This is a genomic window from Micromonospora noduli, from assembly GCF_003264365.1.
Classification (GTDB): domain Bacteria; phylum Actinomycetota; class Actinomycetes; order Mycobacteriales; family Micromonosporaceae; genus Micromonospora; species Micromonospora noduli.
In genome coordinates this window covers 43,443-61,396 of sequence record NZ_PYAK01000013.1, presented here as the reverse complement: position 1 = coordinate 61,396, position 17,954 = coordinate 43,443, and the positions used below count along the sequence as shown (strand labels likewise).

The window sequence follows — 17,954 nt, the reverse complement described above, 5'->3', positions numbered from 1 at the left end:
CGGTCAGGTTGGCTCGGTCAACGCGACCCGGATCTGGTCGATGGCCGCCGCCTCGGCGGGCGCCACCCCGTCGTGCGCGCGGGCCACCTGGTCCGCCGCGGCCAACACGAGTTCGCGGTACGCGTCCACGTCCCGTGGGGACTTCTCGCGCAGGATCCGCACCGCCTGCCCCAGCGCCGGCAGCACCACCGACTCGATCTCCAGCTGCGAGTCCCGGGGAAGTCGCGGCAGCGGGCCGGTGGTCAGCGCCTCCTTGACCGTGCCACTGGCGTCGGCCAGCGCGCCGGACGCGGCGATGCTCTCCCGGATCACCCCCAGGACACCGGGGTCGGCGTTGGAGACCAGGAAGACGGCGCCGAAGGCACCGGTCTTGAGGGTCAGCCGCTCCTCGTCCGTCAACCGCTGCTCCATGATCACGGAGTGTAGACGTACGGGGTGGTGGTGGTGATCGGGACGAGGCCGAGTCGCTCCAGGATCGGCCGGCTGTCCTCCGAGGCGTCGACCTGCAACAGCGTCCGGCCCCGCTGGTCGGCGAGCCGGGCCCGGTAGGTGACCAGCGCCCGGTAGATGCCCTTGCGACGCCACTGCGGCAGGGTGGACCCACCCCACAGGGTGGCGAAGCCGGTGTTCGGAGTAAAGCGCACCCAGCCGGCGCTCACCACCGTCGCGTCCGCCTCGGCCACCACCACTGTGATCGAGTGCGGGTCGGCGTCGATCTCCTTGGCCAGACCCCACACCAGGTGCGAGCGGTCCTCCTGCCAGACCTCCTCCTCCATGGCGGCGATCCGCTCCAGGTCCTCCCGGGAGGTCACCTCACGCAGGCGTACCCCCTCGGGGGCGACGGGCAGCGCGGCGGCGAGCGGCGCGACCGGGCCGACCACGACGGTCTCCCGGTCCTCCGGCACGAAGCCGGCCGCGCGCAGGCGGTCCGCCAGGTCCGCCGGTTCGTCGTGCTCGTTGAGTTTCCACTCCGCCGACTCGCCCCGCTCACGGCACAACCGCACCTGCCGGGCGATCAGCTCGTCCAGCGCGTCGCCGGTCAACCCGCCAAGGTCACGGTAGGTGATGAAACCACCGGCATCGAGCCCGGAGATCCGGACCAGCGGCCCGTCCCGCTCCACAGTCACCCCGGCCGGAACCGGGTCGGGAATCTCCGGGCGGAGCTGGTTGTCGTAGGCGGTCCGCAGCGTCTGTACGTCGAGATCAGTCACCGGCCCAGGCTAAGCGGGATGGGAAGCGGATAATCTCCCACTGTGTGGGAGGCGATCAGGCGGTGGTTCGACCCGGCGGAGCTGGGCTCGGTCGGTGAAACACCGGACTACCGCTTCTCCCTGGCCAACGAACGGACCTTCCTCGCCTGGCTGCGCACCGGGTTGGCGCTGGTCGGAGGCGGGTTGGCCGCCGCGCAGTTCCTGCCGCCCCTTCCGATGAGCCACCTGCGGGAGGTGATCGCTGTGGCGTTGCTGCTGCTCGGCGCGGCGGTCGCGATCCGCGCTGTGGACCACTGGGCGCGTACCGAGCGGGCCATCCGGCTCGGTCAGGAGCTGCCCGCGTCCCGGTTCCCCGCCATCCTGGCGCTCACCCTCGGCGTCGGCGCTTTGCTGCTGGTGGTCGCCGTCCTGATGCGGGCGGTCGGCGGGCGGTGAGCACCGGACGCGACCCGGGGCTGCAACCGGAGCGGACCCGGCTGGCCTGGCGGCGCACCCTGCTCACGGTGACAGTGGTGACAGCGCTCGCCGTCCGGCTGGCGTCGACGGGCGACCCGACCGGTGCGCTGATCGCCGGCGGCACCATTCTGGTGTGGGGCGCCCTGCTGGTGCTCTGCTGGCCCCGGGGCACCGGCACCGGTCCGGCCCGCACCGGCGGCCGGACACTGCCCCTGGTCACGGTGGGCACGGTGGTGCTGGCGTTACTGGGAGTGCTGCTGGTCCTGCGCGGACTAGGGTGACGCGATCCGGTGCGTCATCATGGGTGCATGGCCCGGCTTGGCGTACTCCTCTTCCTGGTGCAGATTGTCCTCGCCGTCTGCGCGCTGATCAGCTGTCTCTCCGCCGAGGAGGGCAAGATCCGTGCCCTTCCCCGGATCGCCTGGGTGCTGATCATCCTGTTCTTCCCGCTGGTCGGCTCGATCGCCTGGTTCATCGTCGGCCGGGAGCCCACCCCCGGCGTCCGCAAGGGCTGGCCGGGCGGCACCGGCGGTGGCGAGCGGCAGCGCCCTCGGCCGGTGGCCCCCGACGACGACCCGGAGTTCCTGCGCTCCGTCGAGGAACGCGCCAAGCAGCAGGACCAGGAGCTGTTCCAACGCTGGGAGGAAGACCTGCGGCGACGCGAGGACGACCTTCGCCGCCGCGACGGTGAGCCGCCGCGCGAGGGTGACCGACCGGAGGTGTGAACGCGCCGCCGCCGCCGGCGCAGGAGCGACGGCGGCGGCGGGTGCGACTCAGGCCAGGTTCGACGAGCGGGGGTACGCGTCGGTCGGGTCGGTGAGCACGTTCACCAGGTACGGCACTCCGGAGTCGAACGCCCGCTGGAGCGCCGGGCCCAGGTCGGCCGCCTTGGCGACCGTCTCCCCCGCTCCGCCGAGCGCGCTGACAACTGTGTCGTACCGCAGCTCCGGCTGGAGGTCGGCGGCCACGTCGTAGCCGTACATGGCCCGCATCGGGTGCTTCTCCAGCCCCCAGATGCCGTTGTTGCCGACGACGATCACCACCGGCAGCTTCTGGCGGACCAGCGACTCGACGTCCATCAGCGAGAAGCCGGCCGCGCCGTCGCCCATCAGCACGCAGATCTGCCGGTCCGGGTGACTGACCCGGGCGCCCATCGCGTAACCCATGCCGGTGCCCAGGCAGCCGTACGGGCCCGGGTCCAGCCACGTGCCGGGCTGGGCCGGCTCCAGGTACCGCCCGGCGTACGACACGAAGTCGCCGCCGTCGCCGATGGTGATCGCGTCCGGGGCGAGCGCCCGACGCAGCTCACCGTAGATCCGGGCCGGGCGGATCGGGTCGGTCTCGGCGGCCATCTCCGCGGCGTCCCGAGCCTTCGCCGCGTCCTCGGCGACGCGCAGGTCGGCGATCCAGTCGGAGTGGTCGGCCCGGTCGCCGGAGTGATCGGCCAGCGCGGACAGGATCAGGCGCAGGTCACCGGCGGGGGCGACGGCGGGCTGCACGTGCGTCGCCCGCTGGCTGGGGGCGTCGACGATGTGCACCACCTTGGCGTCGCCGAAGTCACCGAAGCTGAGCCGGAAGTCCAGCGGGGTGCCCACGACCACGACCACGTCGGCGCCGGAGAGCGCGGCCCGGCGGGCCTTCGCGAACGCCAGCGGGTGCTCCGGCGGGAGCGAGCCGCGACCCATGCCGTTGGTGAAGACCGGCACCTGCAACGCCTCGGCCGCCTCGCGCAACGCGGCGACCGCGTCGCCCGCGTACACGTCGGAGCCGGCGATGATGACCGGCCGCTGCGCCCCGGCGATGAGCATCGCCGCGCGGCCGACCTCCTCCGGGTCCGGCGCGATCGGGTCGACACCCGTCACGGTCGGCAGATCGGCCTCCGCGACCGAGAAGACCGTCTCCAGCGGAAAGTCGAGGAAGGCCGGGCCGCGGTGCGGGGTGAGCGCAGCGTTCAGCGCCGCACCCACCGCCCGCGGGATGTCGTCGGTGCTGAACACCGTCTCGGCGTGCTTGGTGACCGGACTGACCAGCGGCAGGTGGTCCATCTCCTGGAGGCTGCCCGAGCCCCAGCGGAACGCGGGCGCGCGGCCGCCGAGCACCAGCACCGGCGAGGCGTTGAAGAACGCGCTGGTCATGCCGGAGATGCCGTTTGTGACACCGGGCCCGGCGGTGAGCACGGCGAGGCCGGGGCGGCGCTGGAGCTTGGCCACCGCCTCGGCGGCGAAGACCGCGGACTGCTCGTGCCGGACGTCGTAGATCGGGAAGTCGGTCTTGTACGCGGCGTCGTAGAGCGGGAAGACATGCCCACCGGACAGCGTGAACATCTCCCGTACGCCGTGCGCGCGTAGTGCCGCGAGCGCCAACTCGCCGCCGTGACCCTCGATCCGCTCCGTCATGTCGCTCCCATCGTCCGTGGCCGGGATCACAGGTTACCGGCCAGTCACTTGGCAGTGCGACCGTGGCCCCGACCAGTGGACGTTGCCGAGGTCAGGGCCACCGGGCCGGGAAGCGACGGATCAGCGGCCGGTGAAGCCCGGCTTGCGCTTCTCGACGAAGGCCGCCATGCCCTCGCGCCGGTCGTCGGTGGCGAACAACGCCGCGAAGAGCTGACTCTCCCAGGCCAGGCCCGAGTTCAGGTCCATGTCCAGGCCGCCGTCGACCGCCAGCTTCGCCGCGCGCAGCGCCTGCACCGGCCCGGTCAGGTACGGAGTGATCAACGCGACGGCCGTGTCGTACACCTCGGCGGCCGGGGCGACCCGGTCGGCCAGGCCGATGCGCAGCGCCTCCTGGGCGTCCACCATCCGCCCCGACATGATCAGGTCCTTGGCGCGGGCCGGGCCGACCAGGCGGGCCAGCCGCTGGGTGCCGCCTGCACCTGGGATGATGCCCAGCTTGATCTCCGGCTGGCCGAGCTTGGCGTCCTCGGCGACCACCCGCCAGTCACAGGCCAACGCCAGCTCACAGCCGCCACCGAGGGCGTAACCGGTGATCGCGGCGACCACCGGCTTGGGGATCCGGGCGATCGCGCCGAGCGCGCTGGACAGGTTCGCCGCCCGGTCGGCCATGTCCACGTAGGACATCTCGGCCATCTGCTTGATGTCGGCGCCGGCGGCGAAGACCTTCTCCCCGCCGTACACGATGACGGCGCGGACCTCGGGATCGGCGGTGGCCGCCGTGGCGGCGGCGCGCAACTCCTCCTGCACCTGGGTGTTGAGCGCGTTCATCGGCGGCCTCTCCAGCCGGATCGTGCCGATGCCGTCAGTGGTCTCCAGCCGAACGAACTCGCCCACGCTGCCCTCACTTCCTCGTCGAAGTCGCGTGCCAACCTTACGACCCGGCTCGTTTGGGTAAGTAGTGTGGTGTCAGCCCCGTGGGCGGGAGTCCAGCCATGATCACGTATTACGACGACAGGTCGGTGCAGGTCACCTCCACCACCGTCAGTGTCGACGGTCGCAGCTACAAGCTGGCCGACATCACCATGATCTGGCACCGCCGGGGCACCCGTTCCTGGCGAGTGCTGGTGGGACGGGGTGCGATCGGCGCCGCGCTCGCCGGCCCGCTGGTCGCGGCGGTGCTCGGCATCGCCGTAGCCGTCTGGCTGCACCGCTCACCCACCGTGACGATCGCGATCGTCGGCGCGTCGGTGCTGGTCGGGTTGGCCGTCGGGCCGGTCGCCGACTTCCTCTTCGAACACCTGGACCGCTCGTACGCCCGGGGCAGCCGCCAACTGGAGATCTGGGCCCGTTGGCGGGGTCAGCCGGTGCGGCTGCTGCGCACGGGTGACGCGCTGCGCTTCGGGCAGATCTACCGGGCGGTGCAGCGCGCGGTAGAGCACAGCCAGCCGGCCCACCCCGTCACGCGCCGCTAGCCCCTGGTTCCGCTTCACGTCCCGACCTGACCGGGGCCGGCCGTCACGCAGGGACCGCGCTCGCCAGCCGGACACAGCGGACGCAGACACAGCGGACGCGGACACAGCGGGCGCAGCGTTCCTGCAGTGCCTATGGAGCTGATATCGCAAACGAATCAGACCGGGGAGCCTGCGGTGCCGCAAGGCCGCAAGGCCGCAAGGCCGCAAGGCCGCAAGGCCGCAAGGCCGCAAGGCCGCAAGGCCGCAACGCCGCAACGCCGCAACGCCGCAACGCGACGCGACGCGTGATATCGCAGACGGTTCAGCTCCAAAGGACCGCCGCGACGTCACCTCTACCCGCCGGACGGCCTCCGTCGAATCCTCTGTGAGCAAGGGCCGATCCTCTGCGAAGAAGGCCAAGTGCCAAGGTCCGAGCGAGGCGAAGGTTGCCTGGCGGTGGTTAGGCTTAGTGATGACCCTCTATTACCGGGACGACGCGGTGCAGGTGACCTCCGAGTCGATCCGGGCGGGCGGTCACGTGATCGCCCTGTCCGACGTGACGTTCGTCTGGCACGACCGGGGGCAGAAGACCCTCGCAGTCCGGGGCCGTGTGCTGGGGCGCGGTGTCCTGGTCCTGCTGCTCTCGCTGCCGCCGCTGGTCGCGGTGGTCTGCGTGCTGTCACTGGCCTGGTCCGCGCAGGACCGGGGCAACTGGCAATTGGCGCTGATCATCCTCGCCGCGTGCGCGGTGGGGGCGCTGGCGTTGATGCCGTTCTTGGAAATCCCGTTGGGTTGGCTGGACCGCTCCTACGAGCGCGGCAACCATGTGCACGAGTTGTGGGTGCAGCACCACGGTCGGGAGGACCTGCTGGTGCGCACCCCGGACGCGCTACGGTTCGGGCAGATTTACCGGGCCGTGCAGCGCGCCGTCGAACAGCAGGGGGACCATCGATGACCACCCGCCGCCGCGAGGCCGTCGCGCTGGCCGGCCTGCTCGCCGCGGCCGGCGTCACCCACCTGCTACGACCCGGCGTGTACGACCCGATCGTGCCAGGCGCGCTGCCCGGGCCGGCCCGCTTCTGGACGTACGCCAGCGGGGTGGCCGAGCTGGCGGTGGCGGCGGCCGTGGCGCACCCGACCACCCGGCGGGCCGGCGGTCGGGCAGCCGCCGCACTCTTCGTCGCCGTCCTGCCGGCGAACGTGAAGATGGCCGTGGACTGGCGGCACCGACGCCCGACGAAGCGGGCCATCGCGTACGGCCGAGTGCCGTTGCAGGTGCCGCTGATCTGGTGGGCGCTGCGGGTGGCCCGCGCCGACACCGCCGCTCAACGGCCCCGCTGACCGGCTCCGTCGGGCGGTTGTGGCACGGCCGACGCACACTTGACCCCATGGCGATTCCCCTCCCCACCCCGGCCGCCGTGGTCGGCCTGACCCGCTCCGCTCTCGACCAGGCGCTCGGCTCTGCGGCCTCGATGGCGGCCGTGCCCGCCCGCGCGTTCGCGGTGCTGGACGGGGTGGAGGCGCTGCTGGCCCGGATCAACGGCGTGGTCGACCGGATCGAGACGACCCTGGACCGGACCGACCAGGTGCTCACTGACGCCGAGGCCGCGGTTCGCGAGGTGGCAGTCATCAGCGCCGCCGCGACCACCGCCATCGACACGGCAACCGAGGTGGCCACCGCCGCCGCCGTGGTGGTCGACGAGGCCGAACGGGTCTCCCGGGCGGCGGGCACTGTGGTCGCCGAGGCCGACCGTGTCGCGAACCGCGCCGCCACCACCGTGGGCACCGCGACGGAGGCCGCCGCGACGGCGGCAGAGCTGCTGGCGGCGTACGAGCCGGCGCTGCGCCGGGCCGCGCCGATGGCCGGCCGGTTCGTCGAGGAACTGAGCCACGAGGAGATCAGCGCGGCGATTCACCTGATCGACGAGCTGCCGAAGCTCAAGGAACACCTGACGGCGGACATCCTGCCGATCCTGGCCACACTGGACCGGGTCGGGCCGGACCTGCACGACCTGCTGGACGTGACCCGCGACCTCAAGCTCGCCGTGGCCGGCATCCCCGGGCTGGGCATGCTGCGCCGACGCGGCGAGAAGCTCACCGACGAGCCCGTCGGCTGAGCTCTCGCCCGGCTGCGCCGTGGCTCAGCAGTCGCAGGTGATCGTCGTGCTGGGTGCGGTGAGGTCGTCGACCGGTCGCCGGGTCACCCCGGCCTCCGTCACCACCGGCAGCCCCTCCCGCGCCCAGTACTCGAACCCGCCGAGCATCTCCTTCACCGGATGACCGAGACGGGCGAACTCCAGCGCCGCCCGGGTCGCGCCGTTGCAGCCCGGACCCCAGCAGTAGGTCACCACCGCCGAGCCCGGCGGGATCAGGTCCGCTGCCCGGGTCGCGATCTCGGCGGTGGGAAGGTGCACCGCGCCGGGTAGGTGCCCCTGCGCCCAGGCAGCCGCGCCCCGAGAATCGACGACCACCAGACCCGGGGTACGGGCCGACAGGTCGGCGTGCACGTCACTGACGTCGGTCTCGACGCTGAGCCGATTGCGGAAGTAGGCGGCGGCGGTGGCCGGATCGGCCGGCGGAACGGCGAAGGTGAAGGTCATGCACCGATCCTCGGCACGATGCCCCCTCGGGACGAGTGGCGGGAACGACGTCCTGCGCTAACATCCCGCCATGCCGACTCCGGCCACGACAGCCGGCCCGCGCCTGCTGCCAGCGCCCCGACGACCGGCGGCCGCGCACCGGGTCGCCGTGCTCGCGTACCCGGGGATGTCGGTGTTCGAGACCGGCATCGTCACCGAGGTGTTCGGGCTCGCCCGGCCGGAGTTCGACGTCGACTGGTACGACCTGGTGCTCTGCGCCGAGCAGCCGGGGCCGGTGCCGGTGGTCGGCGGGGCCAGCCTGCACACCCCGTACGGTCTGGCCGAACTGGCCACGGCGCGGACGGTGATCGTGCCCGGCGTGCCGGACGTGACCGCTGACCCGTCGCCCGAGCTGATCACCGCGCTACGCCGGGCACACCGGCGCGGTGCCCGGATCATGTCGATCTGCTCGGGCGCGTTCGCGCTGGCGGGGGCGGGGTTGCTGGACGGTCGGCGGGCCACTACCCACTGGCGGTACGCGGAACTGCTGGCGCGGCGGTACCCGCGGGTCGAGGTGGACGCGGACGTGCTCTACCTCGATGACGGTGACCTGCTCACCAGTGCTGGCAGCGCGGCCGGGCTGGACCTCTGCGTGCACGTGATCCGGCGCGACCATGGCGCGGCGATCGCCAACGCGGTCGCTCGACGGCTGGTGATACCGCCGCACCGCGACGGCGGGCAGGCCCAGTTCGTCGAGGCGCCGGTACCCGCCGACCCGGACGACGACCGGATCGCTGGCAGCATCGACTGGGCGCTCGCCCATCTCGCCGAGCCGCTGAGCGTGGCCCAGCTCGCCGGGCGGGCGCACATGTCGTCCCGCACCTACCTGCGGCACTTCGCCCGAGCCACCGGGACCAGCCCGATCCGTTGGCTGATCGACCAGCGGATCCGCGCCAGCCTGGCCCTGCTGGAGGAGACCGACGCCTCGGTCGAGCAGGTCGCGCGCGCGGTGGGCTTCGACACGCCGGTGACCTATCGGCACCACTTCGGCCGGGTCATGCTGACCTCACCGTCGGCGTACCGCCGGGCCTTCCGCACCGGTGCGGGCCAGCGGGCGTAACCCGCCTACGCGCTCACGCCGACCCAGCGCGGAACGCCGCTCAGGCCGGTACGTACAGCTCGTCGATCTCGGCGCGTTGCGGTAGGGCCACCGAGGCGCCGAGCTTGCGGACGCAGGCAGCGCCGGCCGCCGACGCCCAACGCACCGCGTCGACCAGGTCGCGCCCCTCGCCCCAGCCGACGGCCAGCGCGGCGGTGAACGCGTCACCGGCGGCGGTGGAGTCGACCACGTCGACCCGTACCGCCGGCACGTGCACCTCGGTGCCGTCCCGGTCGACGTACCAGGCGCCCTCACCGCCGAGAGTGAGCACGGCCCGGGGGGTCAGGTCGAGCAGCGCGCGCGGCTCCTCCCGACCCCTGCCGGCGAGCGCCTGCGCCTCGCCCTCGTTGACGACCAGCAGGTCCACGGCGGCGAGCAACTCGGGTGGGAGGTCCCGCGCCGGGGCGGCGTTCAGGATGACCCTCGTGCCGGCCTCGCGGGCGGCCACCGCGGCAGCCGTCACGGTCTGCACCGGGATCTCCAGTTGGGCGACCAGGACGTCCGCCCCGCGCACCGTGGCCAGCTCCTCCTCGGTGAGGCCGACCAGCGCGTCGTTCGCGCCGGGGGTGACCACGATGGCGTTCTCCCCCTGGGCGTTGACCATCACCAGCGCCACCCCGGAGGCGCCGTAGACCACGCGAAGCTGACTGGTGTCCACGCCGGCCGCGGTGATGCGGGCCTTGAGGGTGACCCCGAAGGCGTCCGAGCCGATCGCGCCGAGGAAGGCGCAGGAGGCGCCGGCCCGGACCGCGGCCACGGCCTGGTTGGCGCCCTTGCCGCCGGGCACCATCACGAAGTCGGTACCGAGCATGGTCTCGCCCTGTCGAGGCAGCGCGGGTGCCATCGCGACCAGGTCCATGTTGGCGCTGCCCACCACGGCAACCCGGGTCTGCGGCACGGCCGTCTCCGCCTGTCCGGCGCTCAGGCGGCGCGAGCCGTGAAGCGGTCGCCCGACCGCTCGACCACAAGTGGCAGCCCGAAGGTCTTGGAGAGGTTGTCACCGGTCAGCGTCTCGGCGAGCAGACCCTGGGCGACCACCCCGCCCTCGCGCAGGAGCATCGCGTGGGTGAACCCGGGCGGGATCTCCTCGACGTGGTGGGTGACCAGCACCATCGCCGGGGCGTCGGGGTCGTACGCCAGCTCGGCCAGTCGGGCGACCAGGTCTTCCCGAGCACCCAGGTCGAGCCCGGCGGCGGGCTCGTCGAGCAGCAGCAGCTCCGGGTCGGTCATCAGGGCACGGGCGATCTGCACCCGCTTGCGCTCACCCTCGGAGAGGGTGCCGTAGCGGCGCTCGGCGAGGCCACCGACGCCGAGTTGACTGAGCAGTGCCCGCGCCCGCGCCTCGTCGCCGCGGTCGTAGTTCTCCCGCCAGCGGCCGACCACCGACCAGGCGGCGGTCACCACCACGTCGCTGACCCGTTCGTCGGCGGGCAGCCGCTCGGCGATCGCCGCGGTGGTGAGCCCGATCCGGGTACGTAGCTCGTTGACGTCGGTGCGGCCGATCCGCTCGCCGAGCACGTGCGCGACACCCGTGGTGGGGTGCAGCCGACCGGCGGCGAGGTTGAGCAGTGTGGTTTTGCCGGCACCGTTGGAGCCGAGCACGACCCACCGCTCGTCCAGCTCGACGCGCCAGGTCAGGTCCTGTAGGAGGGCGGTGCCAGAGCGGCGTACGCCGACGCCGTCGAGGCTGACCACCAGATCCGGGTCCACGAGAGCGGCGGCAGGCGCGGCGTCGGCAGCGCCGGGGATCAGGTCACCAGTCACCACACCATCCAACCACGCAGCGCCGGGGTGCCCCCCATGGGCGGCACCTCAGCCATAGGGTGAAGCGCCGTGTCATTGATCACCAAGCCCGAAGGACGGCCCATGCCCCGTCGACGTACGGAGCCGCGCCGATGAGCGCGGTCATCGAGATCGAGGGTCTGCGCAAGACCTTCCACAGCCTGCGCAGCGGCCGACGGGTGGCGGTGGACGGCTTCGATCTGTTGGTCGAGGCGGGCCAGGTCCACGGTTTCCTGGGCCCCAACGGCTCGGGCAAGACCACCACGCTGCGGGCCCTGCTCGGGCTGGTCCGCGCCGACAGCGGCCGGATGACAGTGCTCGGTGAACCGTCGCCGGAGCTGCTGCCCCGGGTGGCGGGGCAGGTCGGCGCCATCGTGGAGAGCCCACAGTTCTTCGGCAACTTCACCGGCTACCGCACGCTGCGGTTGCTGGCCCGCGCGGGTGGGGTGCCGGTCTCGCGGGTGGACGAGGTGCTGGATCTGGTGGGCCTGGACGACCGGGGCGATGAGCGGGTGAAGGGCTACTCGCTGGGCATGAAGCAGCGTCTGGCGGTGGCGTCCGCGCTGTTGAAGGACCCGCGGCTGCTCATCCTGGACGAGCCGGCGAACGGGCTGGACCCGGCGGGCATCCGGGAGATGCGGGACCTGATGCGGTCGCTGGCGGCCAACGGGGTGACGGTGCTGGTGTCCAGTCACATCCTGGGCGAGATCCAGCTGATCTGCGACCACGTCACGATCATCTCTCGGGGGCGGCGGGTCGCGACCGGTCGGGTGGACGAGGTGCTGGCGGGCCACGACCGGCACGAGTTGCTGGTCCGGGTGGCCGAGCCGGAGCGGGCCGTCGAGCTGCTGCACGCGGCCGAGCTGACGGCGGTCGTGGACGGCGGAGCGTTGGTGGTGAGCGGAGTGAGCGACCCGACGGTGGTCAGCCGGGTGCTTGGTGAGCAGGGTCTGTGGGTGGGCGAGCTGACGCCGCTGCGGCCGGATCTGGAGAGCGTCTTCCTGGAGCTGACCGGCGCGTACGAGCATTCGTCGGTGCCCCGGCAGGTCGGCGACTCGTCGCTGCCGCAGGGCGAAGCTGTGATCGACCTTGATCGGGGAGTGGACGCGTGAACCTGGTGCGTGCCGAGTTGGAGCGACTGTCCGCGCGTCGCTTCGTGCAGCTCATGGTCGTCCTGTTGGTGTTGGCGTTCGCCGTCACGGCGGCGACGACACTGGCCGGTTCCCACAAGCCGAACGCGGACGAGATGAGCTCGGCGCGGGCGCAGGCCGCCGAGGCACGGCGCGATCTGGAGGCCACCCACCAGGAGTGCCTGGCCCGTCAGAGCGGCACCTTGCCGGCCGACACGGACAGGTACTTCCCCAGCGACTGCTCGGAGATCGACCCGATCCGGCAGGACCGGCTGCCGATCCCCGCCGACTATCTGCCGGGTGTGTTCAACTTCGCCGAGCAGGCCCAGCCGCTGCTGTACTTCCTCATCGCGTTCCTGGTGCTCTTCGGGTTCCTGGTCGGCGCCTCCTACATCGGCGCGGACCTGACCTCGGGCGGCGTGGTGAACCTGTTGCTCTGGCGACCCCGTCGGTTGACGGTGCTCGCGGCCAAGTTGGGCACCCTGCTCGGCGCGGTGCTGGTGCTGGCCCTGCTGGCGTCGGTGGTCTACCTCGCCACGTTCTGGGTGATCGGGCAGGCCGCCGGGTTGCCGGGCCGGCTGGACGGTGACTTCTGGCGTTCACTCGGTGCGGTGCACGGCCGTGGCCTGGTGTTGGTGCTGCTCGCTTCCGCGCTGGGCTTCGCGATCGCCACGCTGGGTCGGCACACCTCGGCGGCGCTCGGCGCGCTCGCCGCGTACGCGGTGGTTTGGGAGTTGGGCGCCCGACTGGTCCTGGAGATCGTCGACGCGCGGAAGTCGGACCTGTTCATGCTGTCCAGCCACATCGGGGCGTGGCTCAACGGCGGGGCGCGGTTCTATGACGAACAGCTCTGCCGGGGCAGCACCGACTTCCCGTACTGCGAGGGGTTCTACACGGTGACCTGGCTGCCGGCACTGTTGGTGCTGCTGGCGATCACGGGCGGGCTGACCGCGGCGGCGTTCGCCGTGTTCCGTCGCCGCGACCTGATCTGAATCGAGGCCGTCGGGTCGCCCCGGTCCGGGCGGCCCGACGGAACGGCCAAGCCGGCGTCCGGCAAGAGCTTGCACCCTGCGGACGCACGGTGAAATATTCCTTCACATGACCGCCGCAGCGGGCTCAGCCGACGGTGGAGCCGAACACCTCGTCGCGTACGGCGTCCAGGGCGGTGCGCAGCGCGCCCTGCAGGATCGGCTCCTCGGTCAGCCCGGTCGGCACCACTCGCGGCTGGACCAAGGTGATCGCCGCAACCTCCTGCTGCACCCGGTCCGCGAGCGCAGCGCCACCGGCCTGGCCGACCTCGCCGGCGAGCACGACCAGCGGTGGGTCCAGCACCACGCAGGTGCTGGCCACGCCGAGCGCGAGCCGACGGGCCAGTTCGTCGAGCATCGGGCCCCCGTCGGCGCCGGCCGCGACGGCCGCGCGGACCGCCTCGGCGGCGTCGGCGTCCGGGTAGCCGTGCTCGCGGGCCACCGCGCGTACCGAGTCCGCACCGATCAGCTGCTGGAAGGCCGGCTTGGCGCGACGGGAGACGTCGCGCGGGATGGGCGCGCCGGGCACCGGCAGGTAGCCGATCTCGCCGGCGGCGCCGCTGCTGCCGTGGTGCAACCGCCCGCCCAGCATGATCGCCAGACCGACGCCGGCGCCCACCCAGACCAGCACGAAGTCCGACAGCCCCTGCGCTGCGCCGGACTGCGCCTCCGCCACCGCGGCCAGGTTGACGTCGTTCTCGAAGACCACCGGCGTATCCAGGTCGTCCCGCAACGCGGCGAGCAGACCGCTGTGCCAACGCGGCAGGTTGAAGGCGAAGGTGATGTCGCCGGTGCCGGGGTCGACCAGGCCCGGCGTGCCGAGCACGATCCGTCGTACGCTGCTCAGCTGCGCCTGGGCGCTGCTCGCCGCCTGCACGACGGCGTTGTGCACCACGCCCACCGGGTCGTCGGTGTCCCGGGTCGACTGCTCCACCCGCCCGATGACAGCACCGGTGATGTCGGCGCAGGCGGCCACCACCCGGTCCGGTCCGACGTCCACACCGACCACGTGCGCACTGCCCGGGCGGACGGCGTAGAGCTGGGCGTTCGGCCCTCGCCCGCCGGCCTGCTCGCCGACCCGCGCGACGAGGCCGCGCTCCTCCAGCCGCTCGACAAGTTGCGAGGCGGTGACCTTCGACAGTCCGGTCAGCTCGCCGAGCCGAGCCCGGGTCAGCGGGCCGCGTTCGAGGAGCAGCTCCAGCGCGGCACGGTCGTTGAGCGCCCGCAACAGACGGGGGGTGCCGGGCAGCCGGGTCGCACTCATGACACGTCCTCTAGTTTTAGTAAACTTTGCTAACTGTAAACCGACCTGCGAACGGGTAGCCGTAGCGTAACGGCCACTCGACGGTGGGACGCTCCGCCGAGTCGGCAGGGCCAGGACCACCACCGGTACGACGTTTCGTACTCGCGGGGGCACCGAAGGGGGAAGCACGTGGGGTTGGATCCAGGACTGCGCCGGCTCGCGCTGGGCACGCTGCTGGCCGCGTACCCGGGACCGGTCCCGCCGGACTGGGCGGTCGACCTGCTGGCCGACGGGCTGGCCGGGCACACCCTGTTCGGCACCAACGTGCACGACCCCGCGCAGGTCGCGGCGAGCACCGCCGCGCTGCGCACCGGTCGGCCGGATGCGCTGATCGCGATCGACGAGGAGGGTGGCGACGTGACCCGGCTGGCGCACGCCACCGGCAGCCCGTACCCCGGCAACGCCGCCCTGGGCGCGATCGGCGACGTGGCCCTCACCCGACGGGTCTACCAGTCGATCGGCGCCGAACTGGCCGCGCTCGGCGTCACCGTCAACCTCGCCCCCACTGTCGACGTCAACACCGCCGACGACAACCCGGTGATCGGCACCCGGTCCTTCGGCGCGGATCCGGTGCGGGTGGCCGCCCACTCGGCCGCCGCCGTGGCCGGGTTGCAGGCCGCCGGCGTGGCCGCCTGCGCCAAGCACTTCCCCGGGCACGGCGCCACCGTCACCGACTCCCACCACGAACTGCCGACAGTGGACGCTCCACTGGGCCTGCTCCGCCAGCGGGATCTACCGCCCTTCGCGGCCATCGTCGCCGCCGGGGCGCGAGCCGTGATGACAGCGCACATCCGGGTGCCGGCGCTCACCGGCGCCGACCCGGCCACCTTCAGCCGAGCCGTCCTGGTCGACCTGCTGCGCGCCGAGTACGGCTTTACCGGCACCGTCATCACCGACGCGCTGGAGATGAAAGGTGCCGCGGTGGCCGCCGGCGGGGTCGGGCCGGCTGCGGTCCGCGCCCTGAGCGCGGGTGCCGACCTGCTCTGCATCGGCGCGAAGGTCGACGCCGAACTGGTCGAGCGGGTGGCCGCCGAGATCGTCGACGCGCTCGCCGACGGCCGGCTGGCGAGGGCGCGGGTCGAGGAGGCGGCCGGCCGCGCCGCCGATCTCGCCGCCTGGACCCGGGCCGCCAGCGGGTCGCCGGCCACCGGCGACCCCGAGCTGGGGTACGCGGCAGCGCGTCGAGCGGTCCGGGTGGATGGCCTGCTCACCGGCCTGGACCAGCCACTGGTGGTGCAACTGCACACCGAGTCGACGATGGCCGAGGGTCGGGTGCCGTGGGGCCTCGGTCCACACCTGGACGGGGTGCCGGAGATCCGGGTGATCGCCGCCGAGACCGACCCGGCCACGCTGCGTGGATTGGCGGGCGACCGTCCCATCGTCCTGGTCGGACGACACCTGCACCGGCTGCCCGGCGGCCCGGAGCTGATCGCCGACCTGGCGGCCCAGCACCCGGTGACAGTGGTGGAGATGGGCTGGCCGGCGCAGTGGCGGCCCGCGGGCGTCCGCGCCTTCGTCACCACCTACGGCGCGAGCCACGCCAACGGTCGCGCGGCGGCCGAGGTGCTCGGCCTGGCCGGCTGAGCCACGGCGCCATCCGGCCGGGCGTCAGGCGCGGCCGGATGGCGCGCTCCAGCGCCACCCCAGAGTGTCCACAGTCACTCGTCGCCACTTCTTGAACATGTTCAATATCGGCCCTAGTCTGATGACATCGGTAGTTGAACACGTTCAAGAAGGGCGTCCACATGGACATCAAGGTCTGGATGTACGTGATCTACCTCGCGGTCAGCGTCGGCCTGACCATCTGGGTGGCTCGAGCGCTGTCCCGCAACGGGCAGGTCTTCCTGGAGGAGGTGTTCGCCGAGGAACGGCTCGCCCGGGCGGTCAACAGCCTCCTGGTGGTCGGCTTCTACCTGCTCAACCTCGGCTACGTCACGGTGGCGATGAAGCACTCCGACCCGATCGATTCGACCAGCCAGGCCATGGAGGAGCTGTCTCTCAAGATCGGCTTTGTGCTGCTGGTGCTCGGCGCGCTGCACTTCTTCAACGTCTTCGCGCTCGGCCGCTACCGCCGAAACCGACTCCGCCAGCTCGCCACCCACCCCCCGCTCGCCCCGATCGGCCGGCTCCCCATGCCGTCCACCCCACCCGGATCGCAGTTGGTCGGCGCGTACCCGGGCGGACCGCAGCCGACCGGCGCGAACCCGGCCGGACCCCAGCCCGCTGGTCCGCAACCGGGCGTCGGCCCGACGAACAACCCACCAACCCGATGACCGTGCCCCCGACCGACGGCGTCGGTCGGCTCCCGGATCCCACCGCTCACGCAGGCGGTGGGATCCGGGGGTTCACCGTCCTGTTCGACGCGGCCTGCCCACTCTGCCGCGCCGCCCGCCGCTGGTTGTCGTCCCGCGCCCAGCTCGTCCCCCTGGAGTTCGTGCCGGCCGGGTCCGCCGAGGCCCGGCGGCGCTTCCCCGGCCTGGACCACGACGCGACGCTGCGCGACCTCACCGTGATCGCCGACACCGGCGAGGTGTACGCGGGCGACGGCGCCTGGTTCGCCTGCCTCTGGGCGCTGACCGACCATCGGTCCACTGCCGAGCGGCTGGCCCGACCGCACCTGCTGCCCCTGGCCCGGCAGACGGTGGCCGCCGCGTCGGCGATCCGGGAGCGGATCCGCGACCCGTGGGCCGAGCCGACCGACGAACCGGCGGGATACGGTGACCCCGATGACCGAGCAGCCTGCGCAGACGACCACTGCGGGTGATCCAGCCACCGCCCGAGGCGAGCAGACCCGGCAGCTGATCCGGGACACCGCGATGCGGCTGTTCCGCGAACGCGGATACGCCCAGACCACCATGCGGGCGATCGCGCAGGAGGCCGGCGTCGCGGTCGGCAACGCCTACTACTACTTCGGTTCCAAGGACCACCTGATTCAGGAGTTCTACGCCCAGTCCCAGGTCGAGCACCGGGCCGCCGCGCAGCCCGTGCTCGATCGGGAGGAGGCGTTCGGTCCCCGGCTCGCGGGGGTGCTGCACGCGGGGATCGACGTGTTGACGCCCTCACACGGATTCGCGGCGACCTTCTTCAAGACGGCGGCCGAGCCAACCTCCCCGCTGAGCCCCTTCTCCGCGGAGTCCTCCGGCCCCCGACAGGCGGCCATCGACCTCTTCGGCGAGGTGTTGACCGGCTCGACGGCCAAGGTCGACGCCGAGCTGCGCCCACAGTTGCCCGAGCTGCTCTGGCTCGCGTACATGGGCGTGATCCTCTACTGGGTGCACGACCGATCGCCGGGCCAGACCAAGACCCGCCAGCTCATCGACGGGGCAGTACCACTGATCGACCGGCTCGTGGCGCTGTCCCGGCTCCGGGTCCTGCGGCCGGTGACCCGACAGGTGCTCGACCTGATTCGCACGCTCCGTCACTGATCCGGCTGACCTCCTTCGGCCGGCGAAGCAGCAG

At 72.4% G+C, this 17,954-nt stretch carries 22 protein-coding genes; 14 read left to right on the top strand and 8 right to left on the bottom strand.

Annotated features, from left to right (window positions below):
* Positions 1–3: 3 nt before the first annotated feature.
* Both GUI43_RS13210 and GUI43_RS13205 read right to left on the bottom strand, forming a co-directional pair.
* A complete protein-coding gene (locus GUI43_RS13210) occupies positions 4–417 on the bottom strand; it encodes a hypothetical protein (RefSeq protein WP_112582105.1) in 414 nt (137 codons plus the stop codon).
* Entirely contained in the window at positions 414–1,211 is a 798-nt protein-coding gene (locus GUI43_RS13205) for a GNAT family N-acetyltransferase (protein WP_112698905.1), read from the bottom strand. The genes GUI43_RS13210 and GUI43_RS13205 overlap by 4 nt, the downstream gene beginning before the upstream one ends.
* A gap of 42 nt (positions 1,212–1,253) precedes the next feature.
* Here GUI43_RS13205 and GUI43_RS13200 point away from each other — a divergent pair, with 42 nt between their 5' ends.
* Genes GUI43_RS13200 through GUI43_RS13190 form a run of 3 tightly spaced genes read left to right on the top strand, consistent with a single transcriptional unit; the run spans position 1,254 to position 2,392 of the window.
* Positions 1,254–1,646, top strand: a complete 393-nt coding sequence (locus tag GUI43_RS13200; RefSeq protein WP_112582108.1) for a YidH family protein — start codon at positions 1,254–1,256, stop codon at positions 1,644–1,646.
* Positions 1,643–1,948: a DUF202 domain-containing protein gene (locus GUI43_RS13195; RefSeq protein WP_112604418.1), complete on the top strand. Its 306-nt coding sequence runs from the start codon at positions 1,643–1,645 to the stop codon at positions 1,946–1,948. Before GUI43_RS13200 ends, GUI43_RS13195 begins: the two co-directional genes overlap by 4 nt.
* Positions 1,949–1,975: 27 nt before the next feature.
* Complete coding sequence (locus tag GUI43_RS13190) at positions 1,976–2,392, top strand: PLD nuclease N-terminal domain-containing protein (RefSeq protein WP_112604420.1); 417 nt, start codon at positions 1,976–1,978, stop codon at positions 2,390–2,392.
* Between the two features lie 48 nt (positions 2,393–2,440).
* Here GUI43_RS13190 and GUI43_RS13185 read toward each other — a convergent pair whose 3' ends face one another.
* Together GUI43_RS13185 and GUI43_RS13180 are read right to left on the bottom strand one after the other, a co-directional pair.
* Positions 2,441–4,063 (bottom strand): acetolactate synthase, encoded by a 1,623-nt coding sequence (locus tag GUI43_RS13185; RefSeq protein WP_112582113.1) that lies wholly within the window; start codon positions 4,061–4,063, stop codon positions 2,441–2,443.
* A gap of 120 nt (positions 4,064–4,183) precedes the next feature.
* Entirely contained in the window at positions 4,184–4,957 is a 774-nt protein-coding gene (locus tag GUI43_RS13180; protein ID WP_112604422.1) for an enoyl-CoA hydratase/isomerase family protein, read from the bottom strand.
* 98 nt (positions 4,958–5,055) lie between these two features.
* Between GUI43_RS13180 and GUI43_RS13175 the strand changes: the two genes are divergently transcribed.
* From GUI43_RS13175 to GUI43_RS13160, 4 genes are all read left to right on the top strand, one after another.
* Positions 5,056–5,535, top strand: a complete 480-nt coding sequence (locus tag GUI43_RS13175) for a DUF6232 family protein (RefSeq protein ID WP_112582116.1) — start codon at positions 5,056–5,058, stop codon at positions 5,533–5,535.
* A 451-nt stretch (positions 5,536–5,986) separates the two neighbouring features.
* Positions 5,987–6,469: a DUF6232 family protein gene (locus GUI43_RS13170; RefSeq protein WP_091393319.1), complete on the top strand. Its 483-nt coding sequence runs from the start codon at positions 5,987–5,989 to the stop codon at positions 6,467–6,469.
* Positions 6,466–6,855: a DoxX-related protein gene (locus GUI43_RS13165; RefSeq protein ID WP_112582117.1), complete on the top strand. Its 390-nt coding sequence runs from the start codon at positions 6,466–6,468 to the stop codon at positions 6,853–6,855. The genes GUI43_RS13170 and GUI43_RS13165 overlap by 4 nt, the downstream gene beginning before the upstream one ends.
* 47 nt (positions 6,856–6,902) lie before the next feature.
* Positions 6,903–7,631 carry a hypothetical protein gene (locus GUI43_RS13160; RefSeq protein WP_112604424.1) on the top strand — a complete coding sequence of 243 codons (729 nt, stop codon included), beginning with the start codon at positions 6,903–6,905 and terminating at the stop codon, positions 7,629–7,631.
* A gap of 24 nt (positions 7,632–7,655) precedes the next feature.
* Here the strand turns inward: GUI43_RS13160 and GUI43_RS13155 are convergent, their stop codons facing one another.
* A complete protein-coding gene (locus GUI43_RS13155) occupies positions 7,656–8,114 on the bottom strand; it encodes a rhodanese-like domain-containing protein (RefSeq protein ID WP_112582120.1) in 459 nt (152 codons plus the stop codon).
* Positions 8,115–8,184: 70 nt separating this feature from the next.
* On the opposite strand from GUI43_RS13155, the gene ftrA reads away from it, so the two are divergent.
* Positions 8,185–9,213, top strand: coding sequence for a transcriptional regulator FtrA (gene ftrA / locus GUI43_RS13150; RefSeq protein WP_112604426.1), 1,029 nt, complete (start codon positions 8,185–8,187; stop codon positions 9,211–9,213).
* 40 nt (positions 9,214–9,253) lie between these two features.
* Here the strand turns inward: ftrA and GUI43_RS13145 are convergent, their stop codons facing one another.
* A complete protein-coding gene (locus tag GUI43_RS13145) occupies positions 9,254–10,150 on the bottom strand; it encodes a ribokinase (RefSeq protein ID WP_112604428.1) in 897 nt (298 codons plus the stop codon).
* A gap of 23 nt (positions 10,151–10,173) precedes the next feature.
* Positions 10,174–11,016, bottom strand: a complete 843-nt coding sequence (locus tag GUI43_RS13140) for an ABC transporter ATP-binding protein (RefSeq protein WP_112582490.1) — start codon at positions 11,014–11,016, stop codon at positions 10,174–10,176.
* A gap of 131 nt (positions 11,017–11,147) precedes the next feature.
* Between GUI43_RS13140 and GUI43_RS13135 the strand changes: the two genes are divergently transcribed.
* Both GUI43_RS13135 and GUI43_RS13130 read left to right on the top strand, forming a co-directional pair.
* Positions 11,148–12,146 (top strand): ABC transporter ATP-binding protein, encoded by a 999-nt coding sequence (locus GUI43_RS13135; protein WP_112698904.1) that lies wholly within the window; start codon positions 11,148–11,150, stop codon positions 12,144–12,146.
* A complete protein-coding gene (locus tag GUI43_RS13130) occupies positions 12,143–13,156 on the top strand; it encodes an ABC transporter permease subunit (RefSeq protein WP_112582126.1) in 1,014 nt (337 codons plus the stop codon). Before GUI43_RS13135 ends, GUI43_RS13130 begins: the two co-directional genes overlap by 4 nt.
* Positions 13,157–13,280: 124 nt before the next feature.
* On the opposite strand, the gene GUI43_RS13125 is transcribed toward GUI43_RS13130, so the two are convergent.
* Positions 13,281–14,456: an ROK family transcriptional regulator gene (locus GUI43_RS13125; RefSeq protein ID WP_112582127.1), complete on the bottom strand. Its 1,176-nt coding sequence runs from the start codon at positions 14,454–14,456 to the stop codon at positions 13,281–13,283.
* 168 nt (positions 14,457–14,624) lie between these two features.
* On the opposite strand from GUI43_RS13125, the gene GUI43_RS13120 reads away from it, so the two are divergent.
* The 4 genes from GUI43_RS13120 (at position 14,625) to GUI43_RS13105 (ending at position 17,920) form a co-directional block, all read left to right on the top strand.
* Complete coding sequence (locus GUI43_RS13120) at positions 14,625–16,079, top strand: glycoside hydrolase family 3 N-terminal domain-containing protein (protein ID WP_112698903.1); 1,455 nt, start codon at positions 14,625–14,627, stop codon at positions 16,077–16,079.
* 134 nt (positions 16,080–16,213) lie between these two features.
* Positions 16,214–16,768: a hypothetical protein gene (locus tag GUI43_RS13115; protein WP_249037735.1), complete on the top strand. Its 555-nt coding sequence runs from the start codon at positions 16,214–16,216 to the stop codon at positions 16,766–16,768.
* Positions 16,765–17,259 (top strand): thiol-disulfide oxidoreductase DCC family protein, encoded by a 495-nt coding sequence (locus GUI43_RS13110; protein ID WP_112604437.1) that lies wholly within the window; start codon positions 16,765–16,767, stop codon positions 17,257–17,259. Before GUI43_RS13115 ends, GUI43_RS13110 begins: the two co-directional genes overlap by 4 nt.
* Positions 17,222–17,920, top strand: coding sequence for a TetR/AcrR family transcriptional regulator (locus GUI43_RS13105; RefSeq protein ID WP_112582130.1), 699 nt, complete (start codon positions 17,222–17,224; stop codon positions 17,918–17,920). Before GUI43_RS13110 ends, GUI43_RS13105 begins: the two co-directional genes overlap by 38 nt.
* Positions 17,921–17,954: the final 34 nt, after the last annotated feature.